20 protein-coding genes are annotated in these 21,456 nt (G+C 50.3%); 2 read left to right on the forward strand and 18 right to left on the reverse strand.

Annotated elements, in window-relative coordinates; translation table 11 throughout:
• Window positions 1-140: 140 nt before the first annotated feature.
• The 6 genes from efp to nrdR form a co-directional block, all read right to left on the reverse strand.
• Window positions 141-698 (reverse strand): elongation factor P, encoded by a 558-nt coding sequence (gene efp, locus I2G42_RS14735; protein WP_022462517.1) that lies wholly within the window; start codon window positions 696-698, stop codon window positions 141-143.
• 84 nt (window positions 699-782) lie between these two features.
• Window positions 783-1,307 carry a YqeG family HAD IIIA-type phosphatase gene (locus I2G42_RS14740; RefSeq protein ID WP_117509173.1) on the reverse strand — a complete coding sequence of 175 codons (525 nt, stop codon included), beginning with the start codon at window positions 1,305-1,307 and terminating at the stop codon, window positions 783-785.
• Between the two features lie 74 nt (window positions 1,308-1,381).
• Window positions 1,382-2,269, reverse strand: a complete 888-nt coding sequence (locus I2G42_RS14745) for a patatin-like phospholipase family protein (protein WP_055218274.1) — start codon at window positions 2,267-2,269, stop codon at window positions 1,382-1,384.
• 104 nt (window positions 2,270-2,373) lie between these two features.
• Complete coding sequence (locus I2G42_RS14750) at window positions 2,374-3,732, reverse strand: citrate/2-methylcitrate synthase (protein ID WP_055218390.1); 1,359 nt, start codon at window positions 3,730-3,732, stop codon at window positions 2,374-2,376.
• A gap of 130 nt (window positions 3,733-3,862) precedes the next feature.
• A complete protein-coding gene (locus I2G42_RS14755) occupies window positions 3,863-4,498 on the reverse strand; it encodes a DUF3786 domain-containing protein (RefSeq protein ID WP_195531210.1) in 636 nt (211 codons plus the stop codon).
• A 14-nt stretch (window positions 4,499-4,512) separates the two neighbouring features.
• Window positions 4,513-4,965, reverse strand: coding sequence for a transcriptional regulator NrdR (gene nrdR, locus I2G42_RS14760; protein WP_022462512.1), 453 nt, complete (start codon window positions 4,963-4,965; stop codon window positions 4,513-4,515).
• A gap of 142 nt (window positions 4,966-5,107) precedes the next feature.
• Here nrdR and I2G42_RS14765 point away from each other — a divergent pair, with 142 nt between their 5' ends.
• Window positions 5,108-5,359 (forward strand): YlmC/YmxH family sporulation protein, encoded by a 252-nt coding sequence (locus tag I2G42_RS14765; protein WP_022462511.1) that lies wholly within the window; start codon window positions 5,108-5,110, stop codon window positions 5,357-5,359.
• Here I2G42_RS14765 and I2G42_RS14770 read toward each other — a convergent pair whose 3' ends face one another.
• The 3 genes from I2G42_RS14770 to I2G42_RS14780 all read right to left on the reverse strand — a co-directional run bounded on the left by I2G42_RS14770 (window position 5,360) and on the right by I2G42_RS14780 (window position 9,593).
• Complete coding sequence (locus tag I2G42_RS14770) at window positions 5,360-5,665, reverse strand: acylphosphatase (RefSeq protein WP_055218278.1); 306 nt, start codon at window positions 5,663-5,665, stop codon at window positions 5,360-5,362.
• Between the two features lie 27 nt (window positions 5,666-5,692).
• A complete protein-coding gene (locus tag I2G42_RS14775) occupies window positions 5,693-6,859 on the reverse strand; it encodes a GNAT family N-acetyltransferase (protein ID WP_055218280.1) in 1,167 nt (388 codons plus the stop codon).
• 193 nt (window positions 6,860-7,052) lie between these two features.
• Window positions 7,053-9,593, reverse strand: coding sequence for a heavy metal translocating P-type ATPase (locus I2G42_RS14780; protein WP_195531211.1), 2,541 nt, complete (start codon window positions 9,591-9,593; stop codon window positions 7,053-7,055).
• Between the two features lie 406 nt (window positions 9,594-9,999).
• Here I2G42_RS14780 and I2G42_RS14785 point away from each other — a divergent pair, with 406 nt between their 5' ends.
• Window positions 10,000-10,887, forward strand: coding sequence for a LysR family transcriptional regulator (locus tag I2G42_RS14785; RefSeq protein WP_055228469.1), 888 nt, complete (start codon window positions 10,000-10,002; stop codon window positions 10,885-10,887).
• Window positions 10,888-10,986: 99 nt separating this feature from the next.
• Here the strand turns inward: I2G42_RS14785 and I2G42_RS14790 are convergent, their stop codons facing one another.
• The 9 genes from I2G42_RS14790 to I2G42_RS14830 all read right to left on the reverse strand — a co-directional run bounded on the left by I2G42_RS14790 (window position 10,987) and on the right by I2G42_RS14830 (window position 21,352).
• Window positions 10,987-11,268, reverse strand: a complete 282-nt coding sequence (locus I2G42_RS14790) for a hypothetical protein (RefSeq protein WP_055218286.1) — start codon at window positions 11,266-11,268, stop codon at window positions 10,987-10,989.
• A 35-nt stretch (window positions 11,269-11,303) separates the two neighbouring features.
• Entirely contained in the window at window positions 11,304-11,996 is a 693-nt protein-coding gene (locus I2G42_RS14795; protein WP_022462505.1) for a YoaK family protein, read from the reverse strand.
• A 249-nt stretch (window positions 11,997-12,245) separates the two neighbouring features.
• Window positions 12,246-14,144 carry an ABC transporter ATP-binding protein gene (locus I2G42_RS14800; RefSeq protein ID WP_022462504.1) on the reverse strand — a complete coding sequence of 633 codons (1,899 nt, stop codon included), beginning with the start codon at window positions 14,142-14,144 and terminating at the stop codon, window positions 12,246-12,248.
• 2 nt (window positions 14,145-14,146) lie between these two features.
• Window positions 14,147-15,919, reverse strand: coding sequence for an ABC transporter ATP-binding protein (locus I2G42_RS14805; protein ID WP_055228470.1), 1,773 nt, complete (start codon window positions 15,917-15,919; stop codon window positions 14,147-14,149).
• Window positions 15,920-16,249: 330 nt separating this feature from the next.
• On the reverse strand, window positions 16,250-17,776 hold the full coding sequence (locus tag I2G42_RS14810) for a Na+/H+ antiporter NhaC family protein (protein ID WP_055228471.1): 1,527 nt from the start codon (window positions 17,774-17,776) through the stop codon (window positions 16,250-16,252).
• Between the two features lie 34 nt (window positions 17,777-17,810).
• Window positions 17,811-19,058 carry a 3-isopropylmalate dehydratase large subunit gene (locus tag I2G42_RS14815; RefSeq protein ID WP_055228472.1) on the reverse strand — a complete coding sequence of 416 codons (1,248 nt, stop codon included), beginning with the start codon at window positions 19,056-19,058 and terminating at the stop codon, window positions 17,811-17,813.
• Between the two features lie 18 nt (window positions 19,059-19,076).
• The gene (locus tag I2G42_RS14820) at window positions 19,077-19,568 is read right to left on the reverse strand and encodes a LeuD/DmdB family oxidoreductase small subunit (RefSeq protein ID WP_022462500.1); all 492 of its coding nucleotides are present in this window, start codon (window positions 19,566-19,568) and stop codon (window positions 19,077-19,079) included.
• 45 nt (window positions 19,569-19,613) lie between these two features.
• Entirely contained in the window at window positions 19,614-20,864 is a 1,251-nt protein-coding gene (locus I2G42_RS14825) for a 3-isopropylmalate dehydratase large subunit (RefSeq protein ID WP_055218299.1), read from the reverse strand.
• A 5-nt stretch (window positions 20,865-20,869) separates the two neighbouring features.
• Window positions 20,870-21,352, reverse strand: a complete 483-nt coding sequence (locus I2G42_RS14830) for a LeuD/DmdB family oxidoreductase small subunit (protein ID WP_055218301.1) — start codon at window positions 21,350-21,352, stop codon at window positions 20,870-20,872.
• Window positions 21,353-21,456: the final 104 nt, after the last annotated feature.

Consider the following 21,456-nt stretch of genomic DNA (forward strand, 5'->3'; position numbering starts at 1 on the left):
AGGCTTTATTTTGTTATCCTCACCACTTCCGACTACTCTATTCTCCCCAGCATAGCTGGGGGATTAGACTTTTCATTTATTTAGAAAACCGTGTCCGCCACAAAGAAAGTTGTGACGGACAACGGCGGGAACAGTCTTACTTATACACGGGACAGATATTCACCTGTTCTGGTATCAATTTTGATTTTGTCTCCCTGGTTTACGAACAGCGGAACGCTTACGGTAGCACCAGTCTCAACGGTAGCCGGTTTGGAAGCACCCTGTGCGGTATCTCCCTTGAAGCCTGGCTCAGTCTCGGTGATCTCAAGCTCTACAAACAGAGGCGGTTCGATTGCGAATACATTTCCGTTGTAGGAACATACTTTAACCATTTCGTTTTCTTTTACAAATTTCAGAGCATCTCCGATGGTCTCTTCGTTCAGAGCGATCTGCTCATAGTTTTCTACGTTCATGAAGTAGAATAAATCACCATCGCTGTACAGATACTGCATGTCTACACGCTCGATACGAGCCTGCGGGAATTTCTCAGTCGGACGGAAGGTACGCTCTACCACACCACCGTTGATGACATTTTTTAATTTTGTTCTTACGAATGCAGCTCCTTTACCAGGTTTTACATGCTGAAATTCAAGAATCTGAACGACCTGACCATCGATCTCGAGGGTAACGCCGTTTCTAAAATCTCCTGCTGAAATCATTCTGATTTTTCCTCCTTAACATAGTACGATGCGCCAAATGCGCACCATAGGCTTATCTTATAATATAATATTTTTCCCGATTTTTCAACTGTTTTTTTTCGTAATCCTGCCGCGGGCCAGATCACGCTCATAAAAGAACAGTACAATGTGCTCCAGATACCGTTTCAGAACGATCTGAATTTCCTCTTTCGGATTGATCGGCTCGGTCAGAATATTGTAAAGTCCGGTCCGTTTTGCACCGTACACATCGGTGAAAAGCTGATCCCCGACAAAGACCGCCTGCTCCTCTTTAATCCCCATTCTCCGGCATGCCTCCTGGTAGTTTTTCACCGAAGGCTTGTGCGCATTTTCGATATAGATAGAACCGACCGCATCGGCAAACGGAGCCACACGCGGTTTCTGATTGTTGGAAAGCAGACAGGTGGAAAAACCAGTCTCCCGAAGAGACGCAAAGAACGCAGCCGCCTCCTTCGTTGCCGGCGCACCGTGCGGAACAAGCGTATTATCGATATCAAAAATCACGCCCCGGTATCCTTTCCGGTACAGATCCGCGTAATCGATCGTATAGGCACTTTTTTCTCTCCGGTCCGGGTAAAACATCCGCATCAGTATAGTTCCCCGGTTCTTCTGGTTTTTTCCACTCATCTTCTTTCTCCAATCCTCTTTTCGTTTATACAGTAACTTTATTCTTCTTTCAGAAACTCCTGCAGAGCCTCAAAATTTGCTTTCATCTGGTCATAGCCGTGCTGGTAAAATTCCCGCAGCTTCTCCTCGTCCTTTTCGAGACGCGATACCGCCGGTATCTCCGGGCGGATCACAAAGACGGAGCCTTCTTCTTCCCATTTTTCGATGCATTCGAGCACCTGGTTATAATGTTTCGCGCGGTTTACAAGTGCACGCACAAGATTCGGGTATTTGCGGAATGCCGCCACATACAGCTCCCAGCCTCTCGTTCCCTCTTTTTTGCGGTAACCGAAATTCCGTGTCAGAATAATGACATTTTTTCGGTGTCCCGTCTTTAAGGAACGGATAATCGGGATCGAATCGGCAACACCGCCGTCGACGTACTCGTTTCCGTCGATCTCCACCATCGGGCAGGCGATCGGCATGCTCGATGATGCACGGCCAATTGCAAGCAGACGTTCTTTATTTTCGCGGTCATCCAGATATTCCGCGCGTCCCGTCTCACAGTTTGTCACAACCAGCTCACACGTCTGCGGCGATGCAAAATACGTATCAAAATCAAATGGAAAAATCTCATACGGATACCGTTCGAACACCATATCCATGTCGAGCAGTGCTTTTTTCTCAACGATTGTCTTGATATTCTTATTGACGTAGCGGTTTTTCTCATCCGTGACAATCATACAGTCCCTCGTTCTGCCAATCTGGCGCGATACATAGTCCAGCGCATTGCAGGCTCCGGCGGAAACGCCAATCACATGAGGGATATAATACTCCTGCTCCATCAGAAAGTCCAGCGCTCCTGCTGTAAAGACGCCGCGATTGGCCCCTCCTTCCAGTATGACTGCTCCGGATTTTGTTATGCTGTAATTTTTTGTCTCATTCATTCTCCTGCACTCTCCTATTTTTCACAATGACACATTACTTCCTGCACAGAGCAATGCCGGAGCAGATCGGAAAATCCCGACACGCTCCGGCCCTTCTGCCTGTTTTATCTGTTTTCCAGCGGAACATAGTCCACTTCATCTTTGACACTCTTGTACGCCGGGCGGATGATCTTGTCGGTGTTGATCAGTTCCTCCATCCGGTGTGCACTCCAGCCGACGATACGCGCGCAGGCGAACATCGGGGTGTAGAGCTCCAGCGGAAGATCCAGCATGCTGTAAACGAAGCCGCTGTAGAAGTCGACGTTTGCGGATACACCTTTGTAAATATGGCGCTCCTCGCCGATGATCTTCGGAGCCAGTTCCTCGACCATAGCGTACAGCCGGTAATCTTTCTCTCTGTGTTTTTCTTTTGCCAGCTGCTCAACGAAGCTCTTAAAGATGCGCGCACGCGGGTCGGAAATGGAGTAAACCGCATGGCCCATACCGTAAATCAGACCTTTCTGGTCGAACGCCTCTTTGTGCAGCAGCTTTCTTAAGTAATTCGATACTTCTTCCTCATCCGTCCAGTCTTTGACGTGTGACTTCATATCGTCGAACATCCGCACAACCTTGATGTTTGCACCGCCGTGCTTCGGTCCCTTTAAGGAGCCGAGCGCCGCTGCAATTGCGGAGTACGTATCGGTTCCGGAAGAAGAAACAACATGTGTTGTAAAGGTCGAGTTGTTACCGCCGCCGTGCTCCATGTGGAGAACGAGGGCAAGATCGAGGATCTTCGCCTCCAGCGGAGTGTACTTCTGATCCGGTCGGAGCATCAGAAGAATATTTTCTGCAGTCGAAAGCTTCTTCGACGGGTTGTGGATATATAAACTTTTTCCCTTGATATAATGGTTGTACGCCTGATAGCCATAGACGGACAGCATCGGGAAAACAGAAATCAGGTTAATGCACTGGCGAAGCACATTCGGAAGGGAGGTATCATCTGCGTGGTTGTCGTACGCGTACAGGGTCAGAACGCTTCGGGACAGAGTGTTCATCATGTCCTTGGTCGGCGCTTTCATAACAACGTCACGCACAAAGTTCTTCGGCAGGGACTGCTGCTGTTTTAAGATTGTCTTAAAATGATTGAGCTGCTCTTCATTCGGCAGATTTCCAAATAAGAGCAGATACGCAACTTCTTCGAATCCCATACGGTTTTCACTTAAAAAGCCCTGGGTCAGTTTTTCCACGTTGATGCCGCGGTAGTACAGACGTCCGTCACACGGCGTTTTGACGCCGTCAATGATATCCGAAGACACAACGTTTGAAATCTGTGTCAGTCCCGCAAGGACGCCAACGCCGTTGATATCGCGCAGTCCGCGTTTTACATCGTATTGCCCATACAGCGAAACATCCATTTTGGAGTTATCCAGACAGATGTTTGTCAGTTCCTCTATTTCCGGTGTTACTTTCATGCTAAAAGCCATATGCATTCCCCTTTCTCTTCTCTCTTTTTACTTACTTTCACTCATTATAGCATTAAACCAGGGGATTCGTATACTGAAATTTTTATAAACATTCGGAAAATTTTCGTAAGATTTTGTCTCACAAAAGGTATCAGGCTTCTGTTTTACATGCATCGAAGGCTTGATCCAGTGCGTCCAGGAAGTCTCCCATCACGTAATACAGCGTCTCAAACCGCAGATAATCGAGGACGTTTTCATCCCACATAAACTTCAGCACCGGCGGGAATTCCTCATCGGACTCCCAGAACTGGAAGACGAGCGGCAGAAACGGAAAGACATGAAAAACAAAAGCAGCGTCTCCCGGGGAATATGGTTTTCCGCTAAGGGAAACGCATGCTTTTTTCAGCTGTTCCACATGCCCGTCATACCGTGCGGCGCGGCTGTCGTGAACGCCGGACGCAATCGTGCGGCCTTTGATCGTTCCCTTTAAGGAATTGGTGCGCGCATACGTGCCGGCGAGCACAATCTCCTTCTTTCCGCAGCAGAGCAGGTCGAAAATCGTCAGTGTCTCATTGAAACTGCCCTGGTGCACATGAAGAAAATGGTCTTTTGAGCCCTCTACAACGCCGGTATGGCGGTTCACTCTCCACTCCTCAAAAAGGTACGGCACATAGAAATAATCGTCATCAAAGGCAAAGCCATACTTCCCTTCGATCTCCTTCTGATCGTACGTCAGAAAGCGCTTCTGCATCTGATCGCGCATTTTAATATAGTTCGACACTTCCATTTTTTTGCCTCCCGCTATTTGTCGAGCATCTTTTTCAGCTCGTCCATGAACGTGTTGACATCCTTGAACTCGCGGTAAATCGACGCAAAACGGACGTACGCCACCTGATCCAGGTCTTTTAAGTAATGCATGACCTTCTCTCCGATCACAGAGCTTGGAATCTCGCGTTCCTCGCCGTTGAAAAGCTCCGTCTCCACCTTGTTGACCATCTCGTTGATCTTCTCGGCGGACACCGGCCGTTTGTGGCAGGCGCGCAGGATGCCGGTCTCGATTTTCGAGCGGTCATACTGCTCGCGGTTCATATCTTTTTTGATGACGATCAAAGGGATCGTCTCCACTTTTTCGTATGTCGTAAAGCGTCTGCCGCAGACATCGCACATCCGGCGGCGGCGGATCGCATTGCTGTCTTCAATCGGGCGTGAATCCACAACCCGGGTATTATCCTGATTACAAAATGGACATCTCATATCTTTCGTCCTCGTTTCTAAATAAGTATTTCGGAAAGTTTTCTACTTTTACAGTATACGCATTTTTCCGTGAAATTCAAGTCAACTGCAGCAACATTTTCGCATATGTTTTTCCATAGGAATCTGTAAAAAGGAGCACCGCATGCGCGTTGTAGATCTCCGCCAGAAAGAAGTTATCAATATCTGTACCTGCAAAACGCTCGGCTGTCCGATTGATGTGGAATTCAATCCAAAAACGGGACATCTTACCGGACTCGTTCTTCCGGGTCCTGTGAAATTCTGCGGCTTTTTCTGCCACGGCGAGGATTTTGTGATCCCATGGGACCGCATCTGCCAGATCGGCAACGATATCATTCTTGTCGAAATTCCGGAAAAAGAGAAAAAGCAGCCCTGATCAACGGATATGAAAACCGAATTCCGATTCCAGCGGAATCTTCGTCCATTTTGCATCCGTGATTTCGATGTAGCTGGAGGTGCGGATCCTTTTGATCATCTCCGTGATCGTCTCCTCATCACCCTGCACCTCCATCTCCACCGTCTCATCCCAGCAGTTTCTCACCCAGCCGGTCAGTCCGAGCTGGTAGGCAGCATAATACGCCCGGTAACGGAACCCCACGCCCTGCACCTGGCCGTAGAAAATCACATGGTACCGGATTTCTTCTTTTTCGTCTCTTCTGTCTCGTTTCTCTGTCTCGTTCATATTTCTCTGCCTCCCAACAGTCATTGCCTAAAATTCGTCTGCCGTCGCACAGTACAGCGGAAGCGGGAACCAGTCGGATGGAATGTTCTTCCAGATTTCAGATGGAACCTTGCTTCCCTTACTTGCCAGCGGTGAAAGAAGCAGTTCCTGCGCCTGCTCCCGGTTGAGTACATCTGCCCCCGGATGGGCTTCCCGTGTCACGGTCACAGTTCCATCTTTTACCGTCACGGTCAGCGGCTGTCCCTCCAGTACGGCGAACCACGTTCCATCGCTGATGCCCATCGTCTCTGCTTTCATGGTCAGCATTGCCTCGATGACGTCTGCAAATTGGAAAATACGGTACATCGCGGAACCGCAGCGCTCTTTTGTGAAGCTTTCGCAGACTTCCGATAACGCTGCTGCTTTTCCGGTCTCATACACCGGAATGGAAATGAAAAGAGAGTCAAGCGCATTTTCTTTTAAATAAGCGGCAAGTGCAGGAACGAAATCCTGTTCCTCCAGCACTTCTGCTTCCACAACCTGGTTTCCGCCGCAAAGTGCCAGATATCCGATCCGCTCACCGTTTTTCCAGATTGCAATTGCCTGCTCGCCGAACGTTTTCAGGCAGGCTTTCACATCCTCTCTTACCACGTAAAGCGGTTTTTCCTCATTCAGCTTCTTTGCAAAGGCTGCCGCCTCTTCGTCCGCTTCGCCGTTTTCCGGAAACAGCGGCGCAAAGGTGTAAGCGGAGAGTTCCCCGTTTTTCCAGGTATGGCGCACATTTGCCACATCCAGGTAAAACGTGTATTTTTCACTTCCCGGCGTAAAGCCAAAGTAGGCATACCGCTGTCTCTGGCCGTCCAGTGCCAGAAGATCACACGTTCCTTCCAGATCCGTAATCCAGTCGCCAAGAAGACGCTTCATGTGGCCTTCGCCCCTTGCCTTTGGATGCACGGAAACGCTTCCCACATATCCTGCGCGGAGCAGCTTACCCCCTGCTGCCATTTGCTGCGGAAGCACCGCAATCTCGGCCCGGAGTCTGCCGTTTTCCGCAACAGCGACGCGGTGGATCCGTGCCATTTCCGGTCCTGCCTGATAAACCCTTGGAATTAACTGCTCAAAGTCGTGCGGACGGTGTGCCGTGCTGAACACGTAGTTTGCAAGTTCGATGCAGTCCTCCCACTCTTCCGGCTTTGCAAGTCTGTACTCTGTCATAATGAAAAAACCTCCTGATCCTAAAAACCCTTTTGTTTTTGCTCTTCTTTTTCTCTATCCTAACGGATTTTTGTCCTTTTGTCACGAAAATTCCGAACAAATTGCAATATTTTTGCTATATCTGGTAAAAAAAAGAAACGCGCCCGGAAATTTTCATTCCAGGCGCGTTTCCCTTTTCTCAATGTTTTCTGTTTTACTGGATTCCTTTTACGGTGTAATCCTGTGCCTCTACGGCTGTTTTCAGCACATCGTCTGATACCGGAGCTGCCAGTGTTACAACGGCTGTTCCTTTTTCATGGCTTACTTCTGCGGATGCAACACCCTCGATTGCCTCAAGTGTTTTCTTCACTCTTGCCTCGCAGTGGCCGCACATCATGCCCTCGATTGTCATGGTTTTTACCATTCCCTGTTCTGTTGTCATGTTCAGATCCTCCTTTGGAATTTCGTTTTTGATTCTTTTATCTTTTGACGCGTCGTGCATCCGAAACAGATTCAGACGCAGGGCGTTTGTCACAACGCAAAGGCTCGAAAGGCTCATCGCCGCCGCACCGAACATCGGGTTCAGCTTCCAGCCGAACAGCGGGATCCATACGCCCGCAGCCAGCGGAATACCGATGATATTGTAAATGAAGGCCCAGAACAAATTCTCGTGAATGTTCCTGAGGGTCGCACGGCTTAAGCGGATCGCTGCCGGTACATCGGAGAGGCGGCTCTTCATCAGGACAACGTCTGCCGCATCGATCGCGATATCGGTTCCTGCTCCGATGGCAATACCGATATCCGCACTGGTCAGAGCCGGTGCATCGTTGATGCCGTCTCCTACCATCGCTACTTTTCCTTTTTCTTTCAGGCGGCTGATGACCGCTTCTTTTCCATCCGGCAGAACGCCTGCGATGACTTCGTCCACACCTGCCTGTGCGCCGATGGCACGCGCGGTGCGCTCATTGTCTCCGGTCAGCATCACGACACGGATTCCCATATTCTGCAGTTCTTTCACCGCACGCGGGCTGTCCTCTTTGATGACATCCGCAACCGCGATCATACCGAGCATCTTTCCGTCTTCACTGAAGAACAGCGGTGTCTTTCCTTCTTCGGAAAGTTTTGCTGCCTGCTCTTCCATCTGTTTCGAGAGAACCGCTTTTTTCGTAATCAGTGCGCGGTTGCCTCCGCAGAGCTCTTTTCCGTTCCGTTTTGCCACAAGGCCGTTTCCAGGAAGCGCAGAGAAATCACTGACTTCTTCGCGGGCCAGGCCTTTTTCCTCTGCAAGTGCAAGAATCGCACGGGCCAGCGGATGCTCACTTTTGTGCTCCAGTGCAAAGGCACCTTTTAAAAGCTCCTCCTCACTTACACCGTCCGCCGGGACAAGATCGGTTACCTGCGGCTCGCCGCTTGTGATGGTTCCAGTCTTATCGAGTGCAACGATCTGTGTTTTTCCTGTCTTCTCGAGAGAAACTGCGGTTTTGAACATCGTTCCGTGTTTTGCTCCCATTCCGTTTCCGACCATGATCGCAACCGGTGTTGCAAGGCCGAGCGCACACGGGCAGCTGATAACGAGAACGGAAATACCTCTTGCAAGAGCAAAGCCGACGCTCTCTCCTGCAAACAGCCAGATCACAATCGTAGCAAGTGCAATGCAGATAACGGCCGGCACAAAAATACCGGAAACTTTATCGGCCACTTTGGCGATCGGCGCTTTTGTCGCTGCCGCATCGCTGACCATCTGAATGATCTGGGAGAGTGTTGTGTCTTCTCCGACTCTCGTCGCCTCACAGGTCAGGAAACCGGACTGGTTTAAGGTCGCCGCCGATACGCGGTCGCCGGCCTCTTTATCCACCGGAATACTCTCGCCAGTCAGCGCGGATTCGTTGACGGCACTCGTTCCCTCCAGGACAACGCCGTCCACCGGAATATTTTCGCCCGGGCGGACGATGAAATGATCGCCCTTTTTCACCTGATCAATGCCGACTTCCACTTCTTTTCCGTCTCTTAAGAGAACAGCGGTCTTCGGAGCCAGCTTCATCAGACTCTTTAACGCATCGGTCGTTTTTCCTTTGGAAATCGACTCCAGCATTTTTCCGACGGTAATCAGGGTCAGAATCATGGCTGCGGACTCGAAGTAAAATTCATGCATATAGCTCATGACTGCATCCATGTCCCCCTGTACCTGCGCTCCCGTCATGGCAAACAGGGCGTAGACGCTGTATACAAACGATGCGGTAGAACCAAGCGCTACCAGCGTGTCCATGTTCGGTGCTTTATGCCAGAGGCTCTTGAAACCGCTGATAAAGAATTTCTGGTTGATGACCATGACCGCAATGGTAAGCAGGAGCTGTACCAGTCCCATTGCGATGTGGTTTCCTTCAAAGAATTTCGGCAGCGGCCATCCCCACATCATATGGCCCATGGAGAAATACATGAGCGGAATCAAAAGAAGAACGGAGCTCACCAGACGGCGTTTCATGACCGGTGTTTCCTTGTCTTTCAGCATCTCTTCGTATTCTGCTGTGGAAGCCGACTGTGATGTGCTTCCCTTCTCGCCTTTTTTCGACGCACCGTAGCCTGCATTTTCCACGGCGGCAATAATCTCTGCCGGGGAGGCCGTTCCCTCCACGCCCATGGAATTTGTCAGAAGGCTGACTGCGCAGGATGTGACACCGGGTACCTTTGACACGGCTTTTTCGACACGGGTCTGGCAGGCGGCGCAGCTCATACCGGTTACATTGTACTGTTCCATCGTATGTCTTCCTTTCTGTAGTTCTGGATTTTCTTTTTCGTATACCCCAATAGGGTATCTTATTTTCTTCTACACTATATACCCTGTCCGGGTATTTTGCAAGTGTTTTTTCAAAAAATTTCCACTTCTCTTCTGCCATCCCCCGCACAATCCGGCCGGACCCTCCTCAGAAATCCCTTGACAACCCGGCGCATGTATTTTATATTGAAGCAATCATGGATGATTTTTTGTTACAGTTCACAGGTACCCTGCGAACTGTAACATTCGCATCCCTCATTTAAAGTTTTGCTTCGCAAAAGGAGGGCTGCTCACACCTGAATCATGTTCTTACGCAGCGAAACAGCAAGTGTTTCACTGCTGAGTAAACAGTAACGGATTTTTCTTTTTTCATCCTTCGGAGGTTTTTATGATTACATATGATTATTATCGCATTTTTTACTTCGTAGCACAATATCACAGCTTTACAAAAGCCGCGGAAATTCTGAAAAACAACCAGCCCAACATCACACGGTGCATGAACAATCTGGAAAGTGAGCTTGGCTGCAAACTTTTTATCCGTTCCCACCAGGGTGTCACACTGACAGCGGAGGGCGAAAAGGTGTATGAGCGTGTGGCCGTTGCCTACGAACAGCTCCGCACGGTTGAGGAGGAGCTGGCTCTTGAGCGGTCTCTTGAGAGCGGCCTTATCACAATTGGTGCGAGCGAGACGGCACTTCGTCTGATGCTGCTCTCCCGCCTGGAGCACTTCCACACCCGCTATCCGCACGTCCGCCTGCGCATCTCCAACCACTCGACGCCGCAGGCCATCCAGGCGCTCGAAAACGGTCTGGTCGACTTCGCAGTCGTCACAAGCCCGGTGGAAATCCGCAAACCGCTGCACAAGATCCCGATTTTCCCATTCCAGGAAATTCTGATCGGCGGATCGAAATATGCATCCCTTTCCGCAGAGCCGCATCATCTCGGCGAATTGTCAGAATATCCTTTTATCTCGCTTGCCAAAGACACCGGCACGCGGGAGCTGTACGCCGAGTACTTTCTGAATCACAGCCTCGCCTTCCACCCCGATATGGAGGCGGCGACGACGGATCAGATTCTTCCTATGGTCGAGTATAACCTCGGCATCGGATTTTATCCGGAGGAGCTGGCACGCGATGCCTTAAAGAGCCGTACCGTCTGTCGGATTCCGCTCATCGAGGAGGCCCCCAAACGTGAAATCTGTCTTATCATCAACCCACGGCAGCACCAGAACGCGGCGGCAAAAGAGCTGATCGGGGAGCTTCTGGAACGCGTATAAGATTTTATGAACTTTTGTTTGAAACAGAAAAAGACCCTGTCTACCGGCGGACGGAACATCGCTGCTCCATCCTTCCCGTATACAGGGTCTCTTTTTTATTTATGCCTGCTGTCTGGAAATCTGCTCTTTTTTATGCGGCATGGCAAAGACCATCGCCGTGTAGGAAAGCATTGCGCCTGTGATGTAGAAGAACATCAGAAATCCGCTCCGGTTCAGCACAGCGATGCGGACGATTCCAATCCAGAAACCGACGTTGGACGCCAGGGAGAACACACGCGCAAACATCATGTTTTTCTCCTCACCCTTTGCCAGGCGGACGATCAGCAGCAGCATGGCCGCTGAAAAGAATAGTGTCATACAGCACTCCAGAAATACTTCCATTTTTTCAGCCTTCTTTCTTCACTCTCTCTTATTTCTCAGCGGTACTTTTCCAGTGACATCAGAAGGAAGCTCACCAGAAGAAGTCCGCAGGAAATCCAGATTACGTGGATTCCATACAGCATGGAGAACACGCCTCCGATTCCGGCGCCGATGGCGAAAGCCAGAATCACGCCGAAATAGTATCCGGCCTGACGGAGCTGTTCTTTTTTCTTATCCCGCAGATACATGGACAGCGCTGCGGTTCCGCTTCGCAGGTTTCCGATGCACATGGTGCTTGCATACGAATAACCGCCGACCTTGCGGAAGGTCTGTACCTGAATCGCGCACGCAAACGATACGAGCATCGCCGCGAGCATATTATAAGAGGACGGAATAAATCCGACGATCGCAAGGATCACAATTTCCGCCGCGAGAAGTACCTGCCGCCAGTGCAGCCTCTTTGCATATCGGTAATGCTCCTGGAAATTTTCTGCCAGAAATACACCCATCGCAAAAAAGAGGATCGGGAAGAGATACCGAAGGCCTGCCGTAAAGTTTCCTTCCAGAAAGTTCTGGCTCATCAGCACAACGTTTCCCGTCTGGGCATTTGAGAATACTTCATCTCTGCAATTGTACGTGTAGGCATCCTGAAAACCGCCGGACAGCGCCAGAAACATACTGTTAATAAATGCTTCCGACATCTGATTTTCCGAGAGCAGGCGTCCTACAAAGCTTGCTTTCTTTTCCATACATTTTCCCTTTCTTTCAACAGACGGCCCGGCTTTTTGGTGCCTGCCGTTTTGCTTCCCTTATTATAACCGCCCGCTTTTTGAGATGGAAAAACGGATATCGTATTATGCTCATATATTTTTCATATGACTATATTGATATAAAATTATTTTAATATGATACACCGTAAAAAAGGGAGAAATTTTGTCACTTTGCACAAACAAAATTTCTCCCTTTTTGTAAATTGTCTTTATTGTTCTAAAATTTTCTTACTTTCTTCCTCTCTGTTTCTCACTCTGCTCGCGGTGGTACTGCAGCGTGTAGAGCTGGTAATATCTTCCCTGCGCTGCTAAAAGCTCCTGATGCGTTCCATGCTCCACGATTTTTCCGTGGGACAGTACGATAATCTCATCCGCATGCTGGATCGTCGAAAGACGGTGCGCTACGATCAGCATCGTTCCGATGTTCTTCATCTTTTCCATGGAATCCTGGATCAGAAGCTCGGTTTCGGTGTCGATGTTCGCCGTCGCCTCGTCAAGGATCATGACCGAAGGCTTATGGATGATGGTACGCGCAAACGAGAGAAGCTGGCGCTGTCCGGCGGAGAAGTTGTTTCCTCTCTCCCGCACCGGCTCGTCGAGGCCGTGATCCAGCTTGTTGATAAACTGGTCAGCATTCACGTAATGGCAGACGTCCATGATCTCCTCATCGGAAATCCCCTCCTCGCGGAGAATAATGTTGCTGCGGATCGTTCCCGAGAACAGGAAGACATCCTGCAGCATCTGGCCGAATTTTTTCCGCAGGGAATCGATCTTGATCTTTCGGATGTCGATGCCGTCGATCAGAATCTCACCCTTCTGGAACTCGTAGTTCCGGCAGATCAGGGAAAGAATCGTCGATTTTCCGGAACCGGTGGAACCCACAAATGCGATTGTCTCTTTCGGGTTGACGTGGAACGAAACGCCTTTTAACACCCACTCGCCCGGGATATAGGAAAACCATACGTCGCGGAACTCAATTTCGCCCCTGATGCCGGTAAGCTCGATCGCATCCGGCGCATCCTGCATTTTTGGCTCGAGATCCAGAATCGAGAATACTTTCTCGGCGGATGCAAATGCGGACTGCAGCCAGTTGAACTGCTCCGCCAGGTTCTGGATCGGGTTGAAGAATTTTGAAATATACATGTAAAAGCTGACGATCATACCGCTGGTAAGCGTCTGGCCGAGGAACGACGTTCCCTCCAGATAGCCCTTGCCGCCTAAATACAAAAGGCAGAGCACGGAGCTGATATACAGCATGTAGACGAGCGGACGGAAAATACCAAACACGAAAATCTGCTCCTGCTGTGCGCGGCCGAGTGCGTTGCTCTTGTCGGTAAACTCGCGCATCTTGGCATCCTCGCGGTTGAAGATCTGTGTGATTTTCATACCGGAAAGGTTCTCCGACAGATACGTGTTGATGTCCGTAGTACAGTCTTTTACTTTCCGGTGTGCTCTTCGCGAGAATTTGCGGAAAATAATCGAGAACAACACAATAAACGGCACGAAGCAGAGCACCATCAGCGTCAGCTCATAGTTCAGAAACAGCATCGCAATCAGAATACCGATGATCACGAAGAAGTTCTTCAGAAGATTGACCAGAAGGTTGGTGAACATCAGCGAAATCGCGTTCGTATCGTTTGTCGTTCTCGTGACAAGCTTTCCGACCGGAATCTCATTTAACTGCTCGTGGGAAAGGCGCTCGATGTGGACGAACAGATCCTCCCTCATATTGGAAATGATTTTCTGACCCGTCTTCTGCAGAATCACGGCCTGGAAATACGTGCACGCCATCGAGACAAGAAGGATTGCCGCATAGCCCGCTACCCACAGAAACAGGGTATTCAGCGCGAATTTTCCAACGACGAGCTCCTCAATTTTGCCGACGATCAGCGGCGAAATGATATCGTACGCGATCGAAAACAGCATCAGAAAACCAACAACGATAAACTGGCGGTAAAACGGCTTTGCGTAATCCATCAGACGCTGCATGATTTCACTGTCTTTCATGTTCCGCTCAAAGCCGGTTTCTTTTTCTCCATCTTTCACTACAAACGCGGCCACAATCAGCAGGGTGGAAATCACGCCGATGATCGCGCCGACCCAGAGAATCGGATAATAATTGTGCATTTCTACTCCTCCCCCGCTTCCTCTTCAAGTTTCTGCAGATCGACCATCTTGCGGTACGCCGTGCAGGTCCGGTACAGATCCTCGTGTTTTCCGACTGCATGGACTTCTCCGTCCTCGACGAACACGATCTTGTTCATCTGCTCCACCGTTGAAATCCGGTGTGCGATCAGAATTGTCGTCAGTCCCTCACGTTTTTTGAGATTGTCGAGAATCGTGCGCTCTGTTTTGGTATCGACCGCAGAGACGGAATCGTCGAGAATCAGAATCGGTGCGTGTTTCATCAGCGCACGCGCAATCGAGATTCGCTGCTTCTGTCCGCCGGAAACCGTCACACCGCGCTCGCCAAGAACGGTGCGGTAGCCCTCTTTGAACTCTGCGATATTGTCATGGACATCGGACATCATCGCCGCATCCTCAATGGCCTCCTGGTTTTCGTCATCAAAGGCGAAGGAAATATTGCCGGAAATCGTGTCGGAGAACAGGAAGTTGTCCTGCGGCACGTAGGCACAGCCCTCACGCACGGAGTGGATGGAAACGGTGTTGACATCGTGGTCATCAATGAACAGCGTTCCGTCCGGCACGTTGTAGGTGCGGAGCAGCAGATCGACGATGGTCGTTTTTCCGGAACCAGTCTTTCCGACGATGCCGACACTCTCGCCCGGCTCAATGGTAAACGATACGTTTTTCAGCACATCGTACTCCCCGTCCGGATAGCGGAAGGTCAGATTGCGGAACTCGATTTTTCCATGGATGGACGGCAGATCCTGCACACCGCCGCGGTCCTTCACATCGACTTTTGCGTCAAGCAGTTCCGTAATACGGTTTAAGGACGCTTTTCCACGGGATGTCTTCTCGATCAGCATGGAGACCGCCATGATCGGCCATACAACGGCCGAGAAATAGCCGATATACTCGACAAGCTGGCCGGCGTCGAAGCTTCCGCAGTAAACGAGATAGCCGCCGTAGCCTAAGATTACGCAGATGACGGACTCGACAAACAGCGTTACCATAATGTTCAGCAGTGTGGAAATTTTGGTATATTCTACGTTGATGTCCTCGTTCTCGCGGTTCAGTCTACGGAACATCATCAGCTCTTTCGTCTCTTTGACGAATGCTTTGATGACAGCAAGACCGGAATAGTTTTCCTGCGCGAAATCGGACAGCTCGGAAAAGGCCGCCTGGCGCTCTTCCCACTTTTTCATCAGGTATTTGCCGAGCGTTGTGCCGGCGGCCATCAGAAATGCCATCGGGATCATGGAAAGGCCGGTCAGGAAGTGGTTCATGCGCCACATTTTGATCACGGCAAGCAGTCCTAAAAACAGCGCATCGCAGAACATCAGAATACCGTCGCCGAAGCACTCCTGCACGGTATCGAGATCGTTCGTGTAAAGGCTCATCAGGTTTCCGACTTTGTTGACCTGATAATACTCCTGGGACAGCTCCTTGCTGTGCGCGAACATGCAGGTACGAAGATCGGTCACCACGCGGATCGCGGAGCCGAAAAAGCAGACTCGCCACAGGAAACGGCCGACTACCATGACGATAATGGTAATAATCATGGGCCGGCAGACCTGATCCAGCAGAAATTCCATATCAAACACCGCCGCCTGGCCGTTGACCAGAACAGGGTCGCCGTTCATGCCGTTGATGACCATGCGGTACAGCTCCGGTATGAAAAGCTGGAAATAATCTACGAGAATCAGCGCTGCAAGACCGAGAATCAGAATGGGCGCATTCTTCAGGTAGTATTTGTTAATGTACTTTCCAAATATCATATATTTTCTCCCTCTTTTTGTTTTTGCCATTGTCTGCTATGATCTTTCTGACCATAACAGTCCTTCCCTTTTCCAAAGCGTTTTCGCCCCGGAATGCCTCCTTTCTTCTCCTGCATTTCACAGCTCCGATGCAATTTTAACAGAGATAAACAGAAGGAACTGGACTTTGAAAAATCCAATTCCTTCTGTTCCAATTCACATTCCTGCTCCAAAAGCGTTCCGCTTCTTCTTTGCAGGACACCGTTGTCCTGTGAATGTTTGTTCTATTTTTTAGTATACGGTTCTTTTTCTCTCCCGTCAAGCATTTCACGCGTTTTTCTGTTTTCTTTTTTATTTTTTGCCGTTTTCCGCTTTTTTTGCGCAAAATCTGCGCATTCCGGTTAAAACAGCCAAAAGAAGAAGAAGGCTGACGCCAAGTGTGATCCACCACGTTCTGGTCACGGCTGCAATCAGATATCCCACCAGGCAGACACACGCCGTAACGGCCGCATACTGCATCTGCGTCGATACGTGGTTCAGATGGTTGCTCTGCGCACCCGCACTTGACATAACCGTCGTATCCGAGATCGGCGAAATATGGTCACCGCAGACCGCCCCTGCCAGGACGGCGGATACCGAGATAATCATCATCTCCAGATTTGTTCCGGCTGCGAACATGCCCGTTGCAATCGGCACAAGAATCGCGAACGTTCCCCAGGAGGTTCCCGTCGAAAAGGAAAGGAACACCGCCACGGCGAACAGCACCACCGGGATAAAAATACTTGCGGATGCATGGTCTCCCACGACGCTTCCGACAAACTGGGCCAGGCCCATCGCATCACCGACGCCTTTTAAGGTCCACGCAAAGACGAGAATCGTAACCGCCGGAACCATCAGCTTGAAGCCCTCGGACAGGCTGTCCATAAAGCTCTTGAAGGTGATGACCTTCCGCGGCAGATACAGCGCCATCATAAACAGGATCGTCACGACGGAGGCAAAAATCAGACTCGTCTCTGCATCACATCCTGCGAACGCGGAAATCACATTGTCCGCGCCGCCGAGGAAGCCAGTGTAAACCATCGCTCCGATCGCTGATACAATCAGTACGGCAACCGGGAGCACGAGGTCGATGACTTTTCCGTTCGGATTGACCTCCTGCTCGGAAACCTGCTCAAACTCCTCGCCTCCGGTCGTGAAAAGATCACCTTTGGCGGCATTATCCTCGTGGAGCTTCATCTGACCAAAATCAAAGCCGGTGTAGCAGATGTAAAAGACCATCGCAATTGTAAGGATCGCATACAGGTTATACGGAATTGTCCGCAGAAACAGCTGGAATCCGCTGATTCCCGCATCCGCCGGCACATACGAGTTGACGGCTGCCGCCCAGCTTGAGATCGGCGCGATAATGCAGACCGGCGCTGCGGTGGAGTCGATGATGTATGCGAGTTTCGCGCGGGAAACCTTGTGGCTGTCCGTGACCGGGCGCATGACAGAGCCGACTGTCAGACAGTTGAAATAGTCATCCACAAAAATCAGAACACCAAGCCCCATCGTTGCCAGAAGCGCACTCCGCTTCGTTTTGATCTTCGTCCCCGCCCATTTTCCATACGCCGCCGAGCCGCCGGATTTCGCCATCAGCACGACAACCATGCCAAGCAGGATATCGAAGATCAAAATGTTGATGTTCATGCTGTTCCGTAAAATTTCAAAGAAGCTTGTGAACGCATCCCACGGATGGAAGCCGGTGTACAAAAGGACACCGACTGCCGATCCGATGAACAGGGAACTGTAAACTTCTTTTGTTACAAATGCAAGCAGAATTGCAAGCAGCGGCGGGACGAGTGCCCACCAGGTTCCGATAAACATTGAACCATTCATGTCGTCTGTTTTCCCTTTCTGCTGTTAAGTTCGTTTACACTTCCGGCGTCACAATTTTTCCAGCTACTGCACATGCTGCCGCTGTCTTTGGAGATGCCAGATAAATTTCAACTTTAGAAGTACCCATTCTTCCAAGAAAGTTTCGGTTGTTCGTTGCTACAACACGCTCGCCGTCAGAGAGGATTCCGCCCGCTCTTCCGCAGCACAGGCCGCAGCCTGGATGTGTAATCATGGCGCCTGCCTCTGCCAGTGTATCGAGAATGCCCATTTTGCTTGCCTGCAGATAAATCTTGCGGCTTGCCGGTGTTACGATCAGTTTTACGTAGTCGGCTACTTTTTTACCTTTTAAAACCTCGGCTGCCGCCTGCAGATCCTCGAGACGGCCGTTCGTACAGGAACCAATGAAGACCTGATCGATCGGGGTTCCCTCGAGAACGCTGGTATCACGGATCTTGTCTACCTGGGACGGGCATGCCATAACCGGCACAAAATCCTCGGCGCGGTAGGTGATGGTGCACAGATATTTTGCATCCTCATCGCCTTTTAAGCTCTTCTGATAGTCATTGAGTTCGATCCCGCAGTATTCTGCGGTCTTCTCATCCGGGGTAAAAAGTGCACATTTGGCACCTGCCTCGATCGCCATGTTGGCAATCGTCATACGGCTTGCCACGGTCATATTTTCTACGGTGCTTCCTGAGAACTCCAGTGCGCGGTACGTTGCGCCGTCTGCACCGAGGTCACCGATCAGACGCAGGATAATGTCTTTTGACATCACATTTTTCGGCAGCTCGCCTTCGATGACAACTTTGATCGTCTCCGGCACTTTGATCCACATCGTACCCGTTCCAAGGATGCTCGCCATCTCTGTGTAGCCGATTCCGGAAGAGAATGCACCGACACAGCCGTATGTCGTCGTGTGGCTGTCGGTTCCGAAAACAACGTCGCCCGGTTTTACGTAACCTGCCTCTGTCATTAACTGATGGCAGATTCCGTCGCTTCTGTGTACGTTTTTCATGCCATATTTCTTTGCAAATTCATCGCCTTTGTGGAAATGTCTCGTATCGTCCACCCGGCTTGCCGGAACGAGGTGGTCGTAGATCAGAACGACTTTATCCGGGTCCCACAGTTTGGTAAAGCCCATCTCCTCGAATTTATCGCCGACAAACGGGATGAAGATATCATGAATCATGACTCTGTCCACGTTGACCGTCACAATGTCGCCCGGTTTTACGTCTTTTCCGGTGTTGTGGCGGATGATTTTTTCAATTACTGTATTGCCCATCGTTTCTTCCTCCCGCTCTTAGTCCAGTCCGTTGCGCTTGCGCATTGCCTTTACCAGGCCGCCTGCCTGAATGATATCCATCAGGTTCTCCGGCAGAGCTGCGATCGGGTATGTTTTTCCGTTGTAATCGACATGCTCATTCATCTTGACGGTGATGGTGTCGCCCTCTTTGATATCGTCGTGCAGATCCGGCTGCTCGATCAGAAGAAGACCGTTGTTGATAGAGTTGCGGAAAAAGATCCGGGCAAAGGACTTCGCGATGACGCAGGAAATGCCGAGCGCCTTGATGATCTCCGGTGCCTGCTCTCTCGAGGAGCCGCAGCCGAAGTTCTTTCCTGCCACGATGATGTCGCCCTTTTCGATCTGTCCGGCCAGTTCCGGGCGGAGCGGGGAAAAGCCGTACTGTTTCATATCGTCAATTGTCTTTAAAGCAAGATACTCGGTCGGGATAATGATATCGGTATCAATATCGTCTCCAAGCACCCATACTTTTCCTGTAAATGCTTCCATATGTTTATTCTCCCAAAAATATTATATATCCCTCAAAGAAAATGGTCAGATCTGATCTGCCGTCGCAATCTTTCCGGCAATTGCAGATGCGGTTACGGTTGCAGCAGAGCCCAAGTATACTTTGGAGCTTGGATGACCGGCACGGCCCTTGAAGTTACGGGTTCCGGTGCTGATCAGCACTTCGTTCTCGCCGATGACACCCTGGCAGCTTCCCCAGCAGACGCTGCAGTTCGGGTTCATGACGATGGCTCCGGCCTCCATGAAGGTGTCGATGATGCCTTCTTTTAATGCCTGGCGGTAGATCGTCTGGCTTGCCGGAACAACGAGGAAACGGACGCCCTCTGCGACTTTCTTTCCGCGGATGATCTCTGCGCCGACGCGGAGATCTTCGATTCTTCCGTTGTTGCAGGATCCAAGGAATGCTTCGTTGATCGGCGTTCCGCAGGTCTCTTCTGCCGGAACAACGCGGTCTACGAAATCCGGTTTTGCAACAACCGGGCGGACTTTGGAAAGGTCAAAGGTGTACTCTCTGACGTATTTTGCGTCCGGATCGCTGTGAAAGATTTCTTTTGGCTCTCTTCCGTGCTCTTTCAGGTACTCGATGGCTTTCTCATCTGCCTCAAAGATACCGGTCTTGGCACCGGCCTCAACTGCCATGTTGCAAAGTGCCATACGGTCGCTGATGCTTAAAGTCTTTGCACCCTCACCGGTAAACTCCATCACCTGGTAGTTGCATCCGTTTGCGCCGACCTCGCCGATGATGGTGAGAATCAGATCTCTCGCATAAACGCCCTCCGGCAGTTTTCCTACAAGATTGAATTTTACGCTTTCCGGTACGAGTACCCAGGAAGTTCCCGTTACCATGCCGTACAGGAAATCGGTACAGCCGACACCGGTGCCGAATGCGCCGAGTGCTCCGTAAGAGCAGGTATGGCTGTCAGCGCCGAAGATCAGCTCGCCCGGGCGGACATAGTTCTCAATCATCACCTGATGGCATACACCTTTTCCTTCCCAGAAGTCAATGTTGTTCTCTCTTGCAAAATCACGCATCTTTTTCTGGGATGCTGCTGTTTTCGGGCTGTCGGACGGCACGTTGTGGTCGACGATGAAAACGAGCTTTTTCGGATCCGCAATGTGCGGGTGGTTTAATTTGTTGCGGTACATATCAACCGTCAGATGGGTGGTTCCGTCGTTGCTCATCAGACGATCCAGTGTTACGGTGTGGATATCTCCCGGCTTTACTTCCGGAACGCCGGCTGCAGCGGCGATAATTTTCTCTGCAATTGTCATTCCCATGGTTCTTACTCCTCCTCGCGGTTCAAAGAGGCAATCAAGCCTCCCTGATTCAGTATGTTCTGCATATATTCCGGCAGTTTGGTGCAGGTGTACGTTTTGCCGTTCACCTCTGCGGTTCCCTCGGACATATGGAGGACCATGGTGTCCCCGTCTTCTACGGCATCCGGCAGGTCTTTACAGACAATCGCCGGCAGACCGATGTTGATGGCATTGCGGAAAAAGATTCTGGCGAAGGATTTTGCGATGACGGCCTGCACGCCGAGTGCTTTTAAGACGCCTGGTGCCTGCTCTCTTGAAGAACCGCAGCCGAAGTTTTCTCCTCCTACGACAAAATCTCCCGGTTTTACTTTTTTTGCAAAGTCCGGATCTAACGATTCAAACGCATGACCTTTCATCTCATCCAGATTCGGCAGAAGCAGATACTGGGATGCGATGATCTGGTCTGTATCAAGGTCATTATGAAATTTAAAAATTTTACCCTGTTCCATTTTCTTTCTTTCGTTCCTTTCGCATAAAAATTCTGACGAATCTTATTGTATCACAAAAGATATGGTTTGCAAAAGAGAAAATAGCAAAAAAAGCAGACCGCCGC

The organism is Fusicatenibacter saccharivorans, assembly GCF_015557635.1.
Taxonomy (GTDB): domain Bacteria; phylum Bacillota; class Clostridia; order Lachnospirales; family Lachnospiraceae; genus Fusicatenibacter; species Fusicatenibacter saccharivorans.

What these genes read in the sequence shown, in the direction of transcription:
- I2G42_RS14810 (WP_055228471.1), bottom strand. Translation starts at nt 17,776, where the DNA reads ATGAATGGTTCAATGTTTATCGGAACCTGGTGGGCACTCGTCCCGCCG.
- I2G42_RS14820 (WP_022462500.1), bottom strand. Translation starts at nt 19,568, where the DNA reads ATGGAAGCATTTACAGGAAAAGTATGGGTGCTTGGAGACGATATTGAT.
- I2G42_RS14780 (WP_195531211.1), bottom strand. Translation starts at nt 9,593, where the DNA reads ATGGAACAGTACAATGTAACCGGTATGAGCTGCGCCGCCTGCCAGACC.
- I2G42_RS14770 (WP_055218278.1), bottom strand. Translation starts at nt 5,665, where the DNA reads ATGAACGAGACAGAGAAACGAGACAGAAGAGACGAAAAAGAAGAAATC.
- I2G42_RS14795 (WP_022462505.1), bottom strand. Translation starts at nt 11,996, where the DNA reads ATGGAAAAGAAAGCAAGCTTTGTAGGACGCCTGCTCTCGGAAAATCAG.
- I2G42_RS14765 (WP_022462511.1), top strand. Translation starts at nt 5,108, where the DNA reads ATGCGCGTTGTAGATCTCCGCCAGAAAGAAGTTATCAATATCTGTACC.
- I2G42_RS14755 (WP_195531210.1), bottom strand. Translation starts at nt 4,498, where the DNA reads ATGGAAGTGTCGAACTATATTAAAATGCGCGATCAGATGCAGAAGCGC.
- I2G42_RS14815 (WP_055228472.1), bottom strand. Translation starts at nt 19,058, where the DNA reads ATGGGCAATACAGTAATTGAAAAAATCATCCGCCACAACACCGGAAAA.
- I2G42_RS14750 (WP_055218390.1), bottom strand. Translation starts at nt 3,732, where the DNA reads ATGGCTTTTAGCATGAAAGTAACACCGGAAATAGAGGAACTGACAAAC.
- I2G42_RS14825 (WP_055218299.1), bottom strand. Translation starts at nt 20,864, where the DNA reads ATGGGAATGACAATTGCAGAGAAAATTATCGCCGCTGCAGCCGGCGTT.
- I2G42_RS14800 (WP_022462504.1), bottom strand. Translation starts at nt 14,144, where the DNA reads ATGCACAATTATTATCCGATTCTCTGGGTCGGCGCGATCATCGGCGTG.
- I2G42_RS14785 (WP_055228469.1), top strand. Translation starts at nt 10,000, where the DNA reads ATGATTACATATGATTATTATCGCATTTTTTACTTCGTAGCACAATAT.
- I2G42_RS14775 (WP_055218280.1), bottom strand. Translation starts at nt 6,859, where the DNA reads ATGACAGAGTACAGACTTGCAAAGCCGGAAGAGTGGGAGGACTGCATC.
- I2G42_RS14790 (WP_055218286.1), bottom strand. Translation starts at nt 11,268, where the DNA reads ATGGAAGTATTTCTGGAGTGCTGTATGACACTATTCTTTTCAGCGGCC.
- I2G42_RS14830 (WP_055218301.1), bottom strand. Translation starts at nt 21,352, where the DNA reads ATGGAACAGGGTAAAATTTTTAAATTTCATAATGACCTTGATACAGAC.
- nrdR (WP_022462512.1), bottom strand. Translation starts at nt 4,965, where the DNA reads ATGAGATGTCCATTTTGTAATCAGGATAATACCCGGGTTGTGGATTCA.
- I2G42_RS14745 (WP_055218274.1), bottom strand. Translation starts at nt 2,269, where the DNA reads ATGAATGAGACAAAAAATTACAGCATAACAAAATCCGGAGCAGTCATA.
- efp (WP_022462517.1), bottom strand. Translation starts at nt 698, where the DNA reads ATGATTTCAGCAGGAGATTTTAGAAACGGCGTTACCCTCGAGATCGAT.
- I2G42_RS14805 (WP_055228470.1), bottom strand. Translation starts at nt 15,919, where the DNA reads ATGATATTTGGAAAGTACATTAACAAATACTACCTGAAGAATGCGCCC.